19 protein-coding genes are annotated in these 17243 nt (G+C 71.8%); 3 read left to right on the top strand and 16 right to left on the bottom strand.

The window, feature by feature from the left end; all coding sequences use genetic code 11:
• Window positions 1-40 precede the first annotated feature (40 nt).
• From LG324_RS15980 to LG324_RS15990, 3 genes are all read right to left on the bottom strand, one after another.
• Window positions 41-1372: a peptidoglycan DD-metalloendopeptidase family protein gene (locus LG324_RS15980; RefSeq protein WP_404349512.1), complete on the bottom strand. Its 1332-nt coding sequence runs from the start codon at window positions 1370-1372 to the stop codon at window positions 41-43.
• A 223-nt stretch (window positions 1373-1595) separates the two neighbouring features.
• Window positions 1596-3374, bottom strand: a complete 1779-nt coding sequence (locus tag LG324_RS15985; RefSeq protein ID WP_404349514.1) for a 3-hydroxyacyl-CoA dehydrogenase family protein — start codon at window positions 3372-3374, stop codon at window positions 1596-1598.
• An 84-nt stretch (window positions 3375-3458) separates the two neighbouring features.
• Window positions 3459-3914, bottom strand: a complete 456-nt coding sequence (locus LG324_RS15990) for a hypothetical protein (protein WP_207023474.1) — start codon at window positions 3912-3914, stop codon at window positions 3459-3461.
• Window positions 3915-3998: 84 nt separating this feature from the next.
• Here LG324_RS15990 and nucS point away from each other — a divergent pair, with 84 nt between their 5' ends.
• Window positions 3999-4694: an endonuclease NucS gene (nucS, locus tag LG324_RS15995; protein WP_404349516.1), complete on the top strand. Its 696-nt coding sequence runs from the start codon at window positions 3999-4001 to the stop codon at window positions 4692-4694.
• A gap of 32 nt (window positions 4695-4726) precedes the next feature.
• Here the strand turns inward: nucS and LG324_RS16000 are convergent, their stop codons facing one another.
• Window positions 4727-5170, bottom strand: a complete 444-nt coding sequence (locus LG324_RS16000; protein WP_404349519.1) for a histidine phosphatase family protein — start codon at window positions 5168-5170, stop codon at window positions 4727-4729.
• 148 nt (window positions 5171-5318) lie between these two features.
• Here LG324_RS16000 and LG324_RS16005 point away from each other — a divergent pair, with 148 nt between their 5' ends.
• The gene (locus tag LG324_RS16005) at window positions 5319-5864 is read left to right on the top strand and encodes a type 1 glutamine amidotransferase domain-containing protein (protein ID WP_030527804.1); all 546 of its coding nucleotides are present in this window, start codon (window positions 5319-5321) and stop codon (window positions 5862-5864) included.
• Window positions 5865-5891: 27 nt separating this feature from the next.
• On the opposite strand, the gene LG324_RS16010 is transcribed toward LG324_RS16005, so the two are convergent.
• On the bottom strand, window positions 5892-7970 hold the full coding sequence (locus LG324_RS16010; RefSeq protein ID WP_404349523.1) for a methylmalonyl-CoA mutase family protein: 2079 nt from the start codon (window positions 7968-7970) through the stop codon (window positions 5892-5894).
• 105 nt (window positions 7971-8075) lie between these two features.
• Entirely contained in the window at window positions 8076-8414 is a 339-nt protein-coding gene (locus LG324_RS16015; RefSeq protein ID WP_242525824.1) for an STAS domain-containing protein, read from the bottom strand.
• Between the two features lie 153 nt (window positions 8415-8567).
• Here LG324_RS16015 and LG324_RS16020 point away from each other — a divergent pair, with 153 nt between their 5' ends.
• Window positions 8568-9191 carry a cob(I)yrinic acid a,c-diamide adenosyltransferase gene (locus tag LG324_RS16020; protein WP_404349527.1) on the top strand — a complete coding sequence of 208 codons (624 nt, stop codon included), beginning with the start codon at window positions 8568-8570 and terminating at the stop codon, window positions 9189-9191.
• Window positions 9192-9193: 2 nt separating this feature from the next.
• On the opposite strand, the gene LG324_RS16025 is transcribed toward LG324_RS16020, so the two are convergent.
• From LG324_RS16025 to LG324_RS16070, 10 genes are all read right to left on the bottom strand, one after another.
• Window positions 9194-9625, bottom strand: a complete 432-nt coding sequence (locus tag LG324_RS16025) for a DUF2550 family protein (RefSeq protein WP_030527800.1) — start codon at window positions 9623-9625, stop codon at window positions 9194-9196.
• Window positions 9626-9650: 25 nt separating this feature from the next.
• Window positions 9651-9917: a F0F1 ATP synthase subunit epsilon gene (locus LG324_RS16030; protein WP_030527799.1), complete on the bottom strand. Its 267-nt coding sequence runs from the start codon at window positions 9915-9917 to the stop codon at window positions 9651-9653.
• Window positions 9914-11371, bottom strand: a complete 1458-nt coding sequence (atpD, locus tag LG324_RS16035; protein WP_030527798.1) for a F0F1 ATP synthase subunit beta — start codon at window positions 11369-11371, stop codon at window positions 9914-9916. Before atpD ends, LG324_RS16030 begins: the two co-directional genes overlap by 4 nt.
• Before the next feature lie 14 nt (window positions 11372-11385).
• Window positions 11386-12285 carry a F0F1 ATP synthase subunit gamma gene (locus tag LG324_RS16040; RefSeq protein WP_030527797.1) on the bottom strand — a complete coding sequence of 300 codons (900 nt, stop codon included), beginning with the start codon at window positions 12283-12285 and terminating at the stop codon, window positions 11386-11388.
• 36 nt (window positions 12286-12321) lie between these two features.
• Window positions 12322-13962 carry a F0F1 ATP synthase subunit alpha gene (gene atpA, locus LG324_RS16045; protein ID WP_030527796.1) on the bottom strand — a complete coding sequence of 547 codons (1641 nt, stop codon included), beginning with the start codon at window positions 13960-13962 and terminating at the stop codon, window positions 12322-12324.
• Window positions 13963-14040: 78 nt separating this feature from the next.
• On the bottom strand, window positions 14041-14853 hold the full coding sequence (locus LG324_RS16050; protein WP_030527795.1) for a F0F1 ATP synthase subunit delta: 813 nt from the start codon (window positions 14851-14853) through the stop codon (window positions 14041-14043).
• Window positions 14853-15437, bottom strand: a complete 585-nt coding sequence (locus tag LG324_RS16055; RefSeq protein WP_030527794.1) for a F0F1 ATP synthase subunit B — start codon at window positions 15435-15437, stop codon at window positions 14853-14855. Before LG324_RS16055 ends, LG324_RS16050 begins: the two co-directional genes overlap by 1 nt.
• Before the next feature lie 56 nt (window positions 15438-15493).
• Window positions 15494-15715, bottom strand: a complete 222-nt coding sequence (gene atpE, locus LG324_RS16060; protein WP_030527793.1) for an ATP synthase F0 subunit C — start codon at window positions 15713-15715, stop codon at window positions 15494-15496.
• Window positions 15716-15798: 83 nt separating this feature from the next.
• Complete coding sequence (atpB, locus tag LG324_RS16065; protein ID WP_404349533.1) at window positions 15799-16638, bottom strand: F0F1 ATP synthase subunit A; 840 nt, start codon at window positions 16636-16638, stop codon at window positions 15799-15801.
• Window positions 16639-16753: 115 nt separating this feature from the next.
• Window positions 16754-17209: a hypothetical protein gene (locus tag LG324_RS16070; RefSeq protein WP_404349535.1), complete on the bottom strand. Its 456-nt coding sequence runs from the start codon at window positions 17207-17209 to the stop codon at window positions 16754-16756.
• Window positions 17210-17243 lie beyond the last annotated feature (34 nt).

The raw sequence follows: 17243 nt of genomic DNA on the forward strand, positions 1-17243 counted from the left end.
CCCTACTGGCCGGCGCGGCGGCCCCGACGGCCCGGACGGCTCAGCGCTGCTTGCGGATCTGGCTCGCGGCCGACCAGGCGCTGGCGCCCATCGCGTTGACCGCCCGGACCCGCACCTGGCAGGTCTGGTACCCGGTCAGGCCACGGTGGTTGTAGTAGTACGTCGAGGCGTTCGTCGTCCTCGTCGTCCACGGCTTCCACGCGGTGCCGTAGTAGCAGCGCACCTGCGTCTCGTAGCGGGAGACGGCCGCGCCGTTGTCGGTGCTCTTCCACCAGCCGTAGTGGATGTAGTCGCGGGTCGGCGAGGTGAGGAAGCGGGGGCTCTTCGGCACCGAGGGCACGCTCGCCGGGACGTACGACACCTGCGGCGCCCAGGCGCTGAAGCCCGAGGCGTTCGCGAAGGCCACCGTCGTCCGGTAGGTGCGGCCGTTGGTCAGGCTCGTCAACGTGGTGCCGGTCGTCGTGCCGCCGTAGGTGCGGTAGACCGGGTCGTTCCACGCCGACAGGCTCGGGCTCCACAGCTGCGTGGCGATGCGGACCGTCGTCGTGCCGGCGGGCGGCGTGCCCCACGACAGCTGCGCGGAGGAGCTCTGGCGGGTGACCGAGAGGCGCGGCGCGGTCGGCGTCGAGACCCACGGGGAGGCGATGCACGCGTTCGTCGAGTCGACCGTGGAGCTCTGCCCCTTGACGAGGCTGTCGAAGGACGAGACGCCGAAGGCCCTCGGGTAGTCCGCGCGCCCGTACGCGGTGCAGGCCGACAGGATGCGCGGCTCCACCCGCGTGCCCTTGATGCCGCCCTCGCGGACCTCGAAGTGCAGGTAGTTCGTCGTGCAGGGCAGGGTGTCGCCCCAGTGCCCCATCCGCCCGATCTGGGTGCTCGGTGTGACCCGGGTCCCCTCCGCCACGGTGAGCGAGTCCAGGTGCGTGTACTTGGTGACGACGCCGCCCCCGTGGTCGACCCAGCCCCACGTGCCGTCGCTCTGGCCCGAGGTGCTGCAGGTCCGGCTGGTCGCCCCGACGTGGAACACGCCCGCGCCGGCCGCGTAGACCGGCTCCCCGAGGTCGCCGATGAAGTCGATCGCCCAGTAGCCGTGGTAGTCGCCGCCGCTGCCCGCGCAGTTGGACTTCACGCACGAGATGGCCGAGGCCTTGCGCAGCGGCAGCCACACCGGCGCGCTGTACGGGTGGCTCGAGTCGATGGCCGCGACCCGTCCCGGCGCCGGGGCGGCCGGCAGGACGACGGGGCGCACGATGCGCGGCCCGTCGGCGAGCGCGGGGGCGGTGGCACCGACCGCGGCCGCGACGACCGTGGCGGCGGCCAGGAGGACGCGCCCGAGGGCGCGCGGGACTCGCAGGACAGGGGTGGACTGCATGACGTCGGCTCCTCGGGCAGTCCTCACCGCGCCGTGCGGCAGGGGTGCACGGCGTCGTGAGGTGGGCGGCAGGGCGTGCTGGGCAGAGGGTCCACGTCTGCGCTGCAGCACCGATCTCCCCCTCAGGATCCCGTGCGACACGCCGGTGCGCACCCCGAAAGGTGTGTGATGTCCGTCCGGCCGATGCCCATCCACCGATCGGCCACGCCCGGACGGGCCGGGCTCAGGCGTACGTGCGGAACCCGCGCCCGGTCTTCCGGCCGAGGTAGCCGGCCGTCACGAGGTGCTCGAGCAGCGGCGCCGGCGCGTAGCCGCGCTCACGGAACTCGAGGTAGAGCTCGCGCTCGATGGCCAGCGACACGTCGAGCCCGACGACGTCGAGCAGCTCGAAGGGCCCCATCGGCAGCCCGCAGCCGGTCTTCATCGCGGTGTCGATGTCGTCGGCGCTCGCGTAGTTGGCCTCGAGCATCTTCACGGCGTCGTTGAGGTACGGGAAGAGCAGCGCATTGACGACGAAGCCGCTGCGGTCGCCGCAGGTGACGGCCACCTTGCCGGTCCTCGCGCACAGGTCCTGGACGGTCGCGACGACGTCGGGCGCGGTCGAGATCGTGTGGACGACCTCGACGAGCCTCATCACCTGCGCCGGGTTGAAGAAGTGCATCCCGATGACGTCCTGCGGCCGGGCGGTGACCTTGGCGCAGTCGATGATCGGCAGCGACGAGGTGGTCGTCGCGAGGATCGCGCCCGGCTTGCAGATGCGGTCGAGGTCGCGGAAGAGGTCCTGCTTGACCGCGAGGTCCTCGGCGATGGCCTCGACGACGAGGTCGACCTCGGCGAGCGCCTCGCGCCCGGTCGCGCCGGCGACCCGGCCCAGGAGCGCGTCGGCGTCGGCCTGCTCCATCCGGCCCTTCTCGACCGCGCGGGCGCAGCTGCGGCCGAGCGCGGTGACGACGTCGGCGACCTTGGCGTCCGAGCGGGCGACGAACGTCACCGCGTAGCCGGCCTTCGCGAAGACCTCGATGATGCCGGTCGCCATCGTGCCGCTCCCGACGACACCGACCGTGCGCACCTCGCGCAGGTCGACGCCCGCGGGCACCCCGCCGGACGGGGTCTGCGCGTCGGCGACGACCTCGGGCGAGCCGGGGGCGGCGTAGGTGTAGAAGCCGCGGCCCGACTTCCGGCCGAGCAGGCCGGCGGAGACCATCTGCTTGATGATCGGGCTCGGGGCGTGGAGGCGGTCGCGACCCTGCTTGTACATCGTGTCGAGGATCTCGTACGCGGTGTCGAGGCCGATGAGGTCGAGCAGCTGGAGCGGGCCCATCGGGTAACCGCACCCGAAGCGCATCGCGGCGTCGAGGTCCTCGCGGGTGGCGTAGCGGCTCTCGTACATCGCGACGGCGTGGTTGAGGTAGCCGAAGAGCAGGGCGTTGGCGATGAAGCCCGCCTTGTCGCCGACGATGACCGGCTTCTTGCCGATCCGCTCGGCGAGCGCCTTGACGTCCTCGAAGACGTCGTCGGCCGTGATGACGGTGCGGATGACCTCGACGAACTGCTGCACCGGGGCCGGGTTGAAGAAGTGCATCCCGACGACGCGCTTGGGGTCTCGGGTGGCGACGGCGATCTCGGTGACGGGCAGCGAGGAGGTGTTCGTCGCGAGGACGGCGTCAGCAGCGACGATGTCGTCGAGCCGACCGAGGATCTGCTTCTTGAGCTCCAGCTGCTCCGGGACGGCCTCGACGACGAGCTGGCAGCCCGCGAGGTCGGCGAGGTCGCTCGTGAAGCGGACCCGGGCGTGGAGGGCGTCGTGCTGCTCCTGGGTGATCTTCTCGCGGCGCAGGGCGCGGCCGGTGCTGCCGGCGAGGATCTCGCGACCGTGGGCCACCCCGGCCTCGTTCGCGTCGACCGCGACGACGTCGATGCCGTTGCGCGCGAACACCTCCACGATGCCTGCGCCCATGGTCCCGAGGCCGATCACACCCACGCTGGTGAAGTCACGCGTCATGGCGGCGATCCTTCCAGAGGGCCCCACGGGCCACGAGACCGGCGGGGCGTGACGCTGCTTACCCCGTGGCGGCGGGGCCCGGCGTCACCAGTCGACGCCCGCGGCCACGAGCTCGACCTCCAGCCCGAGCCGGTCGCGCGGGTCCAGCGGCAGCAGGCCGATGGGTGTCGGCACGCTGGCGTGGCCGCAGAGCTGCACGAGGACGTGGTCGTACGCGGCCCGCGCGGCGGCGAGCCGGGCGGCGCGGTGCGGCTGGTCGTCGCCCTCGATGCGCACGACCTCCGCGGCCAGCCGGCGCAGCTCGAGGACGAGGAGCACCGGCAGCACCGGCTCGGGACGGGTCCGGCGCACCATCCCGACGCGCTCCATCCCGTCGGCCACGCCCCGCAGCCGGTCGGCGCACCACCGGGTCGGCCGGCCGAGCCGGCGCAGGACCCGCGGCGCGGGCTCGCCGGTGAACCAGCGCAGGAGGGAGAGGCCGGCGACGAAGACGGCGCCCGGCAGCGCCACGAGCACCAGCGGCACCAGCGCTGCCCTCATCGGCCTCACCTCGGGCACCAGTGTGCGCGCGGGGTCCGGGGCGGGGCAAGCGGCCTCGACGGCCGGTCGGTAGGGTTCACGCTCGTGCGGATGGTCATCGCGAGGTGCTCGGTCGACTACGAGGGACGCCTGAGCGCCCACCTGCCCCTCGCGACGCGCCTGCTCCTCGTCAAGGCCGACGGCTCGGTGCTCGTCCACTCCGACGGCGGCTCGTACAAGCCGCTCAACTGGATGTCCCCGCCGTGCGCGATGGCCGAGGTCGCCCCCGACGAGACCGAGGCCGCCGACGGCGTGACCGCCGTCTGGGTCGTCCAGCACGCGAAGTCCGAGGACCGGCTGCGGGTGCGCCTGCACGAGGTCCACCACGACAGCTCGCACGACCTCGGGGTCGACCCCGGCCTCGTCAAGGACGGGGTCGAGGCGCACCTCCAGCGGCTGCTCGCCGAGCACATCACGACCCTCGGGGAGGGCTGGACCCTCTCGCGCCGCGAGTACATGACGGCGATCGGGCCGGTCGACATCCTCTGCCGCGACGCCTCCGGCGGCCATGTCGCCGTCGAGATCAAGCGGCGCGGCGAGATCGACGGCGTCGAGCAGCTGACCCGCTACCTCGAGCTGATGAACCGTGACCCGCACCTCGCGCCGGTCACCGGCATCTTCGCCGCCCAGGTCATCAAGCCGCAGGCGCGCACCCTCGCCGAGGACCGCGGCATCCGCTGCGTCGTCCTCGACTACGACGCCCTGCGCGGCATCGACGACACCGAGCACCGCCTCTTCTGAGCCCGGACGATCCTCTCGACCTCGAACGGGACTCAGACCGGCCAAGCGCCCGCGGTCCAGCCATCGTCCCCGACGGTGAACCGCAGCGGCACCGCGTTCGGCACGAACCCGTGGTCCAGAACGTGGTCGTCGCGAAGGTTGTCGCAGAGCCGGGGCACCGCGAAGGCCATGACACCGCCGTGGTTGACGACGAGCACCTGCTCGCGCCGGAACTCGTCGGTCAGCGAGAGCAGCGCCGCTCGGACCCGCGCGAGCACCTCGTGGCCGCTCTCCGCTCCCGGGACCCGGCGGTCGAGGTCCCCGCGCCGCAGCCAGGCGTCGAAGACGTCCTGGAAGGCCGGGTCGCCCTCCGGCAGGCCGGCGACGCGGTCGTCGTGCAGACCCAGCTCCCGGACCTGCTCACGCCCTCTCGCGGAGAGCCATCCCCCGGCGTCGCGGTAGACGGACGGCTCGTCGTGCTCGGCCTCGCCGGCCAAGAATCCGAGTCATCACGGTGACGGCGCGGAAGCTCGTCGGCGTCGCGGATGCATCCCCGTCCCAGTCCAACATCCGCGTCATCACAGGGACGACACGGTTCCTCCGCACCGCTGTTTCGGCGTCCTCCCGGCCGGGTAGCCGATGGTCATGACCGACACGAACACCACCCCCCGCAAGGTCGCCTTCCTCGTCGCCACCGAGGGCATCGAGCAGGTCGAGCTCACCGAGCCCTGGAAGGCCGTCGAGCAGGCCGGCCACACCCCCGTCCTCGTCTCCACCGAGTCCGGCGAGGTGCAGGCCTTCAACCACCTCGACAAGGCCGACACCTTCTCCGTCGACGTCGTCGTCTCCGACGCCGAGGTCGGCGACTACGACGCCCTCGTCCTGCCCGGCGGTGTCGCCAACCCGGACGCCCTGCGCACCGAGCAGGACGCCGTCTCCTTCGTGCGCACGTTCGTCGAGTCCGGCAAGCCGGTCGCCGCGATCTGCCACGCCCCGTGGACGCTCATCGAGGCGGACGTCCTGCGCGGTCGCACGCTCACCTCGTGGCCGAGCCTGCAGACCGACCTGCGCAACGCGGGCGCGACGTGGGAGGACCGCGAGGTCGTCATCGACGACAACCTCATCACGAGCCGCAACCCCGACGACCTCCCCGCGTTCGGCAAGGCCCTGACCGACGCCCTCGGCGCCTGACCGACGCCCCCTCGCGCCCGTCCCGGCTCAGGCCGGGGCGGGCGCGTCGCTGTCGGCGGCCGGCGGTGCGAGGTTCCGGGACTCGCGGATGACGTCGACGAAGCGGGCCATGATGTCGTTGAGCCCGAAGTCCTTCGGGGTGAACACCTCGGCCACCCCGAGCGCCTTGAGCCGGGCCGCGTCGGCGTCCGGGATGATCCCGCCGACGATGACCGGCACGTCGCCGGCGCCGGCCGCCCGCATCCGCTCGAGGACGTCGGGCACGAGCTCCATGTGCGAGCCGGAGAGGATCGAGAGCCCGACGAGGTGGACGTCCTCGGCGACGGCCGCGCCGACGATCTGCTCGGGCGTCAGCCGGATGCCTTGGTAGACGACCTCGAAGCCGGCGTCCCGGGCCCGGACGGCCACCTGCTCGGCCCCGTTGGAGTGCCCGTCGAGCCCCGGCTTGCCGACGAGCACGCGCAGCCGCTCGCCGAGCTCCTCGCCGGTCGAGCGGACGAGCTCGCGCACCCGCGCCAGCTCGGCGCTGCCCGCGGCGATCCCGACCGAGCCCGTGACCCCCGTCGGGGCCCGGAACTCGCCGAACACCTCGCGCAGCGCGCCGGCCCACTCCCCCGTCGTCAGCCCGGCCCGCGCGCACTCGAGCGTGGCCGGCACGAGGTTGGCCGACCCGGCCGCGTCCTCGCGCAGGCGGGCGAGCGCGCGCTCGGCCCGCTCGCGCCGGGCGGGGTCGGCGTCCCGCTCCTCGCGCCAGCGCCGCACCGCCTCGACGGCGGCGGCCTCGACCCCGGGGTCGACGGTCTGGATCGCGGTGTCGAGGTCGGCGGTCAGCGGGTTGGGCTCGGTCGACTCGAAGCGGTTGACGCCGATGACGACCTCCTCGCCCGCCTCGATGCGGGAGCGGCGGCGCGCGTGCGACGCGACGAGCTCGGACTTCATGTAGCCGCCCTCGACCGCCGCGACCGCGCCGCCGAGCTCGGCGACCCTCGCCATCTCCTCGCGCGCCCCGGCGAGCAGCTCCTCGACCTTGGCCTCGACGACGACCGACCCCTCGAAGAGGTCCGCGTACTCGAGCAGGTCGGACTCGTAGGCGAGCACCTGCTGGATCCGCAGCGACCACTGCTGGTCCCACGGCCGGGGCAGCCCGAGCGCCTCGTTCCAGGCCGGCAGCTGCACGGCGCGGGCCCGCGCGTCCTTGCTCAGGGTGACGGCGAGCATCTCGAGGACGATGCGCTGGACGTTGTTCTCGGGCTGGGCCTCGGTGAGCCCCAGCGAGTTGACCTGCACGCCGTAGCGGAAGCGCCGCTGCTTGGGGTCCTGCACGCCGTAGCGCTCGAGCGTCACCTCGTCCCAGAGCCGGACGAAGGCGCGCATCTTGCACATCTCCTCGACGAACCGCACGCCGGCGTTGACGAAGAACGAGATGCGGGCGACGACCTCGCCGAACCGCTCCGGCGGCACCTGCCCGGAGTCGCGGACCGCGTCGAGGACCGCGATCGCGGTCGACATCGCGTAGGCGACCTCCTGCACCGGCGTCGCCCCGGCCTCCTGGAGGTGGTAGCTGCAGATGTTGATCGGGTTCCACCGCGGGATCTCGGCGACGGTGTGCGCGACGAGGTCGGTGATCAGCCGCATCGAGGGTCCGGGCGGGAACGCGTAGGTCCCCCGCGACAGGTACTCCTTGATGATGTCGTTCTGCGTCGTGCCGGCCAGCGCCCGGACCGCCTCGTCGGGGTCGAGCCCGGCCGCCTCGGCCTGCTCCTCGGCGACCACCTGGTACAGGGCGAGCAGCCACATCGCCGTCGCGTTGATCGTCATCGACGTGTTCATCTCGGCGAGCGGGATGCCGTCGAAGAGCGCCCGCATGTCGCCGACGTGCGACACGGGGACGCCGACCTTGCCGACCTCGCCGCGGGCGAGCGCGTGGTCCGGGTCGTAGCCGGTCTGGGTCGGCAGGTCGAAGGCGACCGACAGGCCGGTCTGGCCCTTCTCGAGGTTGCGCCGGTAGAGCGCGTTGCTCGCCGCCGCGCTCGAGTGGCCGGCGTAGGTGCGCATGACCCACGGGCGGTCGCGCTCGGGGCGCGGGGCGTCGCTGCTCTCGGACATGGCCGGAACGCTAGCCGCGGGCCCCGGAGCCGGGTAGGTCGTCCGGCGGTGAGAGTGCCCACACGTGAGGCACGCCACGGCGGCCGGCGTCGCGCCGGCCGCCGCTCAGGGCACGGGGACCGGCGGCGCCAGCAGGCCGGGCAGCCGCAGCCGCAGGAGCAGACGGCGGGTGCGGTCGTCGGCGGCCACGACGACGAGGCGCCGACCGGCGCGGTGGGCCCGCCGGTGCGCCTCGAGCAGCAGCCCGAGGGCGCACGCGTCCCCGATGTGCGCGCCCGTGAGGTCGAGGTGGAGCGGGTCCGCGCCCTGGGCGATGACCCGGTGCAGCGCCGACCTGAGGTCGGCGGCGCTGCGGGCGTCGAGGCGCCCCGTCACGGTGATGAGCACACCCTCGTCCCGGGCGTGCTCGGTGATGGTCGCGGTCGGTTCTCCCCGGTCGGCCACGTCCTCCCCCTCTCCACGTCGTCGTGTGCCCCTATCGACCCACGAACCCACCCCGGTGGCCCAGCGCACACGGTCACGATTCGACAACGACGTCGCCGATGTCACCTAGCGGCCAGCGCCGTGGCCGTGCCGGTCGCCTGCCAGACTGTGCGCATGGTCAACCTCACCCGGATCTGGACCAGGACCGGCGACGACGGCACGACGGCGCTCGGCGACCTCAGCCGCACCCGCAAGACCGACGTGCGCCTGGCCGCCTACGCGGACGTCAACGAGGCGAACGCCGCCCTCGGCGTCGCCATCGCGTGCGGCGGGCTGCCGGTCGAGGTGCGCACCGTCCTGCTGCGCGTGCAGAACGACCTCTTCGACGTCGGCGCCGACCTGTGCACGCCGCTCCAGGAGAGCTACGAGTACCCGCCGCTGCGCGTCAAGGACGAGTGGGTCGCCGAGCTCGAGGCCGACTGCGACACCTGGCTCGCCCCGCTCGAGAAGCTGCGCTCGTTCATCCTGCCCGGCGGCACGCCCGGCTCGACCTACCTGCACCAGGCGCTCACCGTCGTCCGGCGGGCCGAGCGCTCGACGTGGGCGGCCATCGAGGAGTACGGCACCGAGCCGGGCACCGAGCGCGGCCACGGCGGGGTCAACCCGACGACCGCGCAGTACCTCAACCGGCTCTCGGACCTGCTCTTCGTCCTCGCCCGCACGGCCAACGTCGACGCCGGCGGCGACGTCCTCTGGGCGCCCGGCGGCGGCCGCGAGGCCGACCCCAACGCCCGCTGAGGTCAGGCGACGTTGACGTTGAGTCCGGGCGGGCTCGACTCGAGCCAGGCCCGGACGGCGGTGTAGGCCGCCGGCACGAAGGCGAACTCGCACGAGCGGCCCGCCGCGGTGCCGGTCACGGCCACCGGCTCCGACAGCCCGGGGATGACCTCGGTCGTCGGCTGCGGCGAGCCGAGCTCGACCTCCCCGCGCAGCCAGGAGACCTCGGGCCGCAGCGACGGCCCGACGATGCTGAACCACTCGAAGCGCTCGGCCCCGAGCCGGGCCAGGCCCAGGCGCCAGCGTCCCCCGTCGTCGTCGCGCAGCGCGCAGAGCATGACGGGACGACCGTCCCCGGAGATGAACCGACGGCGCGCCCACACGAAGGTGAGCGCGCCGAGGACGGTGAGGACGACGAGGGCGAGGACGAGCTCGGAGACGACCAGTGCATCCATCCGAAGCCCGTCCCCGCCCGTGTCGTCAGGAACCCATGCCGGCGGCGTCCACCGTCTCGGCGACGATCGTCACGCGGTCGTGGTCGACCGACATGAAGCCGCCGTCGACGACCGCGCTCTTCCAGCCACCGGCGTTGATGCGGACCTCGCCCTCGGCGAGGACGACGAGCATCGGCTGGTGGCCCGGGAGCACGCCGAGGTCGCCCTCGGTCGAGCGGGCGCTGACCTGGCTGGCCTCGCCCTCCCAGACCTTGCGGTCCGCGGCGACGAGCTCGACCTGGAGAGCCATCAGAGGTTCTTCTGGATCTCGGCCCACTGGCGCTCGACGTCGTCGAGGCCACCGCACATGAAGAACGCCTGCTCACCGACGTGGTCGAAGTCGCCGTCACAGATCTTGGTGAAGCCCTCGATCGTGTCGGCGAGCGAGACCGTGGAGCCCTCGATGCCGGTGAACTGCTTCGCGACGTAGGTGTTCTGCGACAGGAAGCGCTGGAGGCGACGGGCCCGGTTGACGAGGACCTTGTCCTCCTCGGAGAGCTCGTCGATGCCGAGGATCGCGATGATGTCCTGCAGCTCCTTGTTGCGCTGGAGGATCCCCTTGACGCGCAGCGCGGTGCTGTAGTGGTCCTCGGCGATGTAGCGGCGGTCGAGGATCCGGCTCGTCGAGGTGAGCGGGTCCACGGCCGGGTAGATGCCGAGCGACGCGATCTCGCGCGAGAGCTCGGTCGTCGCGTCGAGGTGCGCGAACGTCGTGGCCGGCGCCGGGTCGGTGTAGTCGTCGGCGGGGACGTAGATCGCCTGCATCGAGGTGATCGAGTGACCACGCGTCGAGGTGATGCGCTCCTGGAGGGTGCCCATCTCGTCGGCGAGGGTCGGCTGGTAGCCCACCGCGGACGGCATGCGGCCGAGGAGGGTCGAGACCTCGGAGCCGGCCTGCGTGAAGCGGAAGATGTTGTCGATGAACAGGAGCACGTCCTGCTTCTGGACGTCGCGGAAGTACTCCGCCATCGTCAGCGCCGACAGGGCGACGCGCAGGCGGGTGCCCGGCGGCTCGTCCATCTGGCCGAAGACCAGGGCGGTCTGGCCGAGGACGCCGGCCTCCTCCATCTCGACCATGAGGTCGTTGCCCTCACGGGTGCGCTCGCCGACACCGGCGAACACCGACACACCACCGTGGTCGCGGGCGACGCGGGCGATCATCTCCTGGATGAGGACGGTCTTGCCGACGCCCGCACCACCGAAGAGGCCGATCTTCCCACCCTGGACGTACGGGGTGAGCAGGTCGATGACCTTGATGCCCGTCTCGAACATCTGGGTCTTGGACTCGAGCTGGTCGAAGGCCGGGGCCTTGCGGTGGATCCCCCAGCGCTCGTTGACCTCGAAGCGCTCGCCCTCGGCGAGGTTCATGACCTCACCGGTCGTGTTGAACACCTTGCCGAGCGTGACGTCGCCGACGGGCACCGTGATGGGGCCGCCGGTGTCCTGCACCGCCGTGCCGCGGACGAGACCGTCGGTCGGCTGCAGGGAGATGGCGCGGACCATGTTGTCGCCGATGTGCTGGGCGACCTCGAGGTTGAGCGACTTCTTCTCGCCGCCGATCTCGACCTCGGTGGTCAGCAGGTTGTACTGGTCCGGCATGCCGTCGACGGGGAACTCGACGTCGACGACCGGGCCGATGATGCGGGAGATCCGGCCGACCGCGCCGGCGGCGGCGGCCTCGCTGTTCTCGGTGACAGTGGCAGTCATGGTCTCTCTCTCACTCACTTGCTCTCGGCCAGCGCGCTGGCGCCACCGACGATTTCGCTGATCTCTTGGGTGATCTCGGCCTGGCGCGCCTGGTTCGCCAGCCGGGTGTACTTCTTGATGAGCTCCTCGGCGTTGTCCGTCGCCGACTTCATCGCCCGCTGGCGGGCGGCGAGCTCGGAGGCGGCGGCCTGGAGCATGCAGTTGAAGAGCCGCGCGTTGACGTACTTCGGCAACAGCGCGTCGAGCACCTGGGCGGCCCCCGGCTCGAAGTCGTACAGCGGGAGCAGCTCGTCCGCGGACGGCTTCTCCTCACCCTCGACGACCTCGAGCGGCAGGAGGCGGATGACGTCCGGCTCCTGGGTCACCATCGACACGAAGCGGCTGAAGACGACGTGCACCTCGTCGATGCCGCCCTCGTCGGTCGCCGTCGTGAAGTCGGCGACGAGCCGCTCCCCGACCTCGCGGGCGATCTCGAAGGACGGCTTCTCGGAGAAGCCGCTCCACTCCGCCGCGATCTCGCGGTGGCGGAACTTGTAGAACCCGATCGCCTTGCGGCCGAGGAGGTAGGGCACGACCTCCTTGCCCTCGTCGCGCAGGCGCGCGACGAGGCGCTCGCTCTCCTTGATGACCGAGGAGGAGTACGCACCCGCGAGGCCGCGGTCGGAGGTCATGATGACGACCGCCGCACGCCGCACGTCGGTCTTCTCGGAGGTGAGCGGGTGGTCCTCGGTCGAGAACGTCGCCACCGCCGAGACCGCACGGGTCAGCGCCCGGGCGTACGGCGAGGACTCGCGGACCGCCTCCTGCGCCTTGACGACGCGGGCCGCGGCCATGAGCTCCATGGCCCGGGTGATCTTCTTCGTCGAGCTGACGGCGCGGATGCGCTGCCGGTACTCCCGGATCTGCGCTCCCATGTCATCCCGCCTTTCGTCGTGTCTCGGTGGAGGGCGTCAGCGCTTCTGGCGGACGATCTGCTCCTGGTCGGAGTCCATCGCCTCGCTGCCGTCCTCGCCCTGGTCGTTGACCGGGACCGACTCGGCGCCCGAGCCGTCGAAGAGCTTGGTCTTGAAGGTCTCGACCTCGGCCTCGAGCGCCTGCTCGGTGCTCTCCTCGAACTTCCCCGTCTCGCGGATGGCCGCGAGGAGGTCGCCCTTGGTGCGGCGCAGGTGGTCGAGGAACTCGCCCTCGAAGCGGCGCACGTCCTCGACGGCGACGCTGTCGAGCTTGCCGGTCGTGCCCATCCAGATGGAGACGACCTGCTCCTCGACCGGGACCGGCGCGGCCTGGCGCTGTTTGAGGAGCTCGACGAGGCGGGCACCCTTCGCGAGCTGGGCGCGGGAGGCCGGGTCGAGGTCGGACGCGAACATCGCGAAGGCCTCGAGGGCGCGGTACTGCGCGAGGTCGAGCTTGAGGCGACCGGCGACCGACTTCATCGCCTTGATCTGCGCGGCGCCACCCACGCGGGAGACGGAGACACCCACGTCGATCGCCGGGCGGACGTTGGCGTTGAACAGGTCGGCCTGGAGGTAGATCTGGCCGTCGGTGATCGAGATGACGTTGGTCGGGATGTACGCCGAGACGTCACCCGCCTTGGTCTCGATGATCGGCAGGCCGGTCATCGAGCCCGCGCCGAGCTCGTCGGAGAGCTTCGCGCAGCGCTCGAGCAGCCGGCTGTGCAGGTAGAAGACGTCACCGGGGTAGGCCTCGCGGCCCGGCGGGCGGCGCAGCAGGAGGGAGACGGCGCGGTAGGCCTCGGCCTGCTTGGACAGGTCGTCGAAGACGATGAGGACGTGCTTGCCCTGGTACATCCAGTGCTGGCCGATGGCCGAGCCGGTGTACGGCGCGAGGTACTTGAAGCCCGCGGAGTCGGAGGCGGGGGCCGCGACGATGGTCGTGTACTCCATCGCGCCGGCGTCCTCGAGGGTGCCGCGCACGGAGGCGATCGTCGAGCCCTTCTGGCCGATGGCGACATAGATGCAGCGGACCTGCTTCTCCGGGTCGCCGGTCTCCCAGAACTCCTTCTGGTTGATGATCGTGTCGACCGCGACCGTGGTCTTGCCGGTCTGGCGGTCACCGATGATCAGCTGGCGCTGGCCACGCCCGATGGGCGTCATCGCGTCGACGGCCTTGAGGCCGGTCTGCAGCGGCTGGTGGACCGACTTGCGCTGGACGACGGTCGGCGCCTGGAGCTCGAGCGCGCGGCGCTCGTCCGAGGCGATCTCGCCGAGACCGTCGATGGGGTTGCCGAGCGGGTCGACGACGCGGCCGAGGAACGCGTCCCCGACGGGGACCGAGAGGACCTCGCCGGTCCGCTTGACCTCCTGGCCCTCCTCGATCTTGGAGAAGTCACCGAGGACGACGACGCCGATCTCGTGGACGTCGAGGTTGAGCGCGAGGCCCAGCGTGCCGTCCTCGAACTGCAGCAGCTCGTTGGTCATCGCCGAGGGCAGGCCCTCGACGTGCGCGATGCCGTCACCGGCGTCGGTGACGCGGCCGACCTCCTCGCGGGAGGCCGCCCCCGGCTCGTAGGAGCGCACGTAGCTGTCCAGCGCGTCCCGGATCTCGTCCGGACGGATCGAGAGCTCCGTCATGTGTGATCTTCTCCTCGGTCACCGGCCCCTGTGGGCCGCAGTTCGTGTGGTCGTGCGTCTGAAGTTGTCGTGCGGAGGTCAGCTGCCGGTGACGTGCCGGCGCGCCTCGTCGAGGCGGCGCAGCACGGTCCCGTCGACGACCTCGTCGCCGACCTGGACCCGGATGCCGCCCATGACGGCGGGCTCGAGGACCACCTGGAGGGCGACGGCCTTGCCGTAGTGCTTCTCGAGCGCGCTGCGCAGGCGGGCCTGCTGCTGCTCGCTCAGGGCGACGGCGGTCGTCACCAGGGCGGTGAGCTCGTCGCGACGGCGCGAGGCGAGCTCGAGGTAGGCCTCCATGACCCGGTCGAGCCGACGACCGCGCGGCGTGCGCACGGCCTGCTCGACGAGGCGCACCGTCTCGGGGGCGGCCTTGGCGGCCAGCAGCGTCCGGACGAGGCCGGCCTTGCCCTCCGCGTCGGTGTTGCGGCTGGAGAGCGTGTCGCGCAGACCGGGGTCGGCGGCGACGATCCGCTCGAAGCGGAACAGCTCGTCCTCGACCCGGTCGATGCGGCCCGCGGACTCGGCACCCGCGAGGACCGCCTGCACGGCGAGGCTCTCGAGGGTGTCGCCGAGGTCGCGCTCGTCGGCCCACCGCTGGCCCGCCACCGTGGCGACGAGCTCGGCGGTGGAGGCGCCGAGGCGGCTGCCGAAGAGCGAGCGGGCGAGCCCGGCCTTCGCCGAGCCCTCGCGGGAGGGGTCGGCGAGCGCGCGCCGCAGGGACGCGTTGCCCTCGACGACACCGGTCACCGCGAAGAGCTCCTCGGCGAGGGTCCCGGCGTCACCGCCGCGCAGGGCGGTGTCGAGGGCCTCCTGGGAGGCCTTCGCGGCACCGCGGGACGAGCCACGCATCAGGCGTCCTGCCCGGCCGGCGCGACCTTCTCGGGCCGGACCTCGCCGGCCTCGAGCTCCGCGAGGAATCGGTCGACGATGCCCTTCTGGCGCACCTCGTCCTCGAGGGACTCGCCGACGATCTTGCTCGCGAGGGCGGTCGACAGCGTGCCGACCTCCTGGCGCAGCTGGACCACGGCCTGCTGGCGCTCGGCCTCGACCTGGCGCTTGGCCGACTCGGTGATGCGGGACGCCTCGGCCTGGGCCTGGGCGCGCATCTCCGCGACGATCTGGGCGCCCTGCTCGCGGGCGGACTCGCGGATCGAGTTCGCCTCGGCGCGGGCCTCGGCGAGCTGGGCCGTGTACTGCTCCAGCGCGGCCCGGGCCTCGGCCTGGGCGACCTCGGCCTGCTGCATGCCGCCCTCGATCGCCGCGGCGCGCTCCTCGTAGAGCTCCTCGAGGCGCGGGACGACCTTCGTCTTGTACAGCCAGTACAGGATGCCGAAGGCGATGATGCCGATGATCATCTCGGCGGGGTGGGGCAGCAGCGGGAAGCCCGAGGGGAATCCGGTCTCCTCGGCGGCCACTACGGATGCGGTGAGCACATCGCGTCCTTATCTCGTCGGTTCAGGTCGAGCAGGTGCAGGTCGGTGACCCGACGTCAGTTCGGGTTCGTGCCCTGGAAGACGAAGGCGAAGACGAGACCGAGGATGGCCAGCGCCTCCGTGATCGCCATGCCGGTGAAGGCGATGGTCTGGAGCATGCCGCGGGCCTCGGGCTGACGGGCCACACCGTTGATGTAGGCGGCGAAGATCAGGCCGACACCGATGCCGGGGCCGATCGCGGCGAGACCGTAGCCGAGGTAGGCGATGGAGCCGTACATGTCGTGTGTTCCTTTCGGTGGCGCCGGGCCGGTCCCGACGTCGGGGATGGTGCGGGGGTCGTGCTACCGGACGAGGCCGGGGGTCAGTGGTGCTCGCTCACCGCGTCGCTGATGTACAGCGCGGCGAGGAGGGTGAAGATGAACGCCTGGAGGAACTCGATGAGGAGCTCGAAGAACGTCATCGCGATCGAGAAGACGAAGGAGAGGACGCCCGAGGCGTTGAGGAAGAGGTTGTCCCCGTAGAGGAGGAGGTACTCGCCGCCGAGGATGAACACGAGGAGCATCAGGTGGCCGGCCAGCATGTTGCCGAAGAGTCGCAGCGCGAGCGTCAGCGGCCGGATCACGAAGTACGTGAGGAACTCCAGCGCGAAGAGGATCGGCTTGAGCCAGCCCGGCAGGCCGGGGGGCACGAGGCTCTTGAAGTAGGGCAGGACTCCGTGCTTCCGGCGGATCGCGACCGTGTGGTAGGTGATGTAGACGATCACCGTGAGCACGAGCGGGATGCCGAGGCGGCTCATCGTCGGGAACTGGATGAACGGGACGATGCCGAAGACGTTGTTCACGAGGATGAGCGTGAAGAGCGTCATGAGCAGCGGGACGAACTGCAGGAAGTCCTTGCTGCCGATGATGTCGCGCCCGATGGTGTTGCGGACGAAGTTGTAGCTGCCCTCGACGAGGAACTGGCTCTTGGTCGGGACGACCGACAGCTTGCGGGTCGCGCCGAGGTAGAACCACGCGAGGAGGCCGACCGAGATGAGCAGGACGAGTGCCGGGCGGGTCAGCACCCACGGGCCGGTGCCGTCGAACGGCACGACGGGCCACCAGAAGTTGGCCACGCCGGGGGTCTGGAAGCCCCCCTCGCCTCCTTCGGCGGTCGCGACGGCGGCGGGCAGCCAGCTAGCGGAGACCACGGTCGGGCTCACAGCCTCTCCTCGGGGAATTCACAGGCGCCGACGACGGGCACCCGGGTGGACTGGACGTACGCTACCCGACCGCCGCGAGTGGTCGCGACGGCGGGACCCGCGGTCCCGGGCGCGCTCACGGGCGCTCCTCCGGGTCCGCTGCGGGCTCGTCGTAGACGGGGAAACGAGCGGTGCGCATCGCGCGCCAGGCGAAGGCCTGCCAGGCGATGGTGACGACGAGGGCGGTCACCGCGAGCGCGGTGCCGTCGACCCAGGAGGCGTCACGGAAGACGATGAAGAACACGAGCAGGAGCAGGACCTGCCCGAAGTACACGGCCATCGCGACGGCGAAGAACGCGTGCGGGCTGGCGCTGCGGACGAGCCGGCTGAGCAGGAACATCCCCGAGGCGTAGAAGCCGACGGAGACGGCGAGGCCGAGCAGCGAGCCGACGAAGGCGCCTCCCCCGCGCACGACCGTCAGGACGACCACGGCCACGACGCCGGCGACGGTGGACGGGAGCAGCGCTCCTCGCAGCATCACCGCGAACGGCGCCCCGGCGGGGGCGACGGCGTTCTCCTGGGGGTCGGTCATCCGTGATCGGCCTTGTCGTCGAGGGGTGGAGATC

The sequence above is a fragment of the Phycicoccus jejuensis genome, from assembly GCF_044797865.1.
Lineage (GTDB): Bacteria > Actinomycetota > Actinomycetes > Actinomycetales > Dermatophilaceae > Phycicoccus > Phycicoccus jejuensis.

Bases quoted from the DNA above. Each gene is read 5' to 3' on its own strand.
- LG324_RS16070 (WP_404349535.1), bottom strand. From the start codon at position 17,209: ATGACCGACCCCCAGGAGAACGCCGTCGCCCCCGCCGGGGCGCCGTTC.
- atpD (WP_030527798.1), bottom strand. From the start codon at position 11,371: ATGACTGCCACTGTCACCGAGAACAGCGAGGCCGCCGCCGCCGGCGCG.
- LG324_RS16025 (WP_030527800.1), bottom strand. From the start codon at position 9,625: ATGGATGCACTGGTCGTCTCCGAGCTCGTCCTCGCCCTCGTCGTCCTC.
- LG324_RS16040 (WP_030527797.1), bottom strand. From the start codon at position 12,285: ATGGGAGCGCAGATCCGGGAGTACCGGCAGCGCATCCGCGCCGTCAGC.
- LG324_RS16020 (WP_404349527.1), top strand. From the start codon at position 8,568: ATGGTCAACCTCACCCGGATCTGGACCAGGACCGGCGACGACGGCACG.
- atpA (WP_030527796.1), bottom strand. From the start codon at position 13,962: ATGACGGAGCTCTCGATCCGTCCGGACGAGATCCGGGACGCGCTGGAC.
- LG324_RS15990 (WP_207023474.1), bottom strand. From the start codon at position 3,914: ATGAGGGCAGCGCTGGTGCCGCTGGTGCTCGTGGCGCTGCCGGGCGCC.
- LG324_RS16010 (WP_404349523.1), bottom strand. From the start codon at position 7,970: ATGTCCGAGAGCAGCGACGCCCCGCGCCCCGAGCGCGACCGCCCGTGG.
- LG324_RS15985 (WP_404349514.1), bottom strand. From the start codon at position 3,374: ATGACGCGTGACTTCACCAGCGTGGGTGTGATCGGCCTCGGGACCATG.
- LG324_RS16050 (WP_030527795.1), bottom strand. From the start codon at position 14,853: ATGCGTGGCTCGTCCCGCGGTGCCGCGAAGGCCTCCCAGGAGGCCCTC.
- atpE (WP_030527793.1), bottom strand. From the start codon at position 15,715: ATGTACGGCTCCATCGCCTACCTCGGCTACGGTCTCGCCGCGATCGGC.
- LG324_RS16005 (WP_030527804.1), top strand. From the start codon at position 5,319: ATGACCGACACGAACACCACCCCCCGCAAGGTCGCCTTCCTCGTCGCC.
- LG324_RS15980 (WP_404349512.1), bottom strand. From the start codon at position 1,372: ATGCAGTCCACCCCTGTCCTGCGAGTCCCGCGCGCCCTCGGGCGCGTC.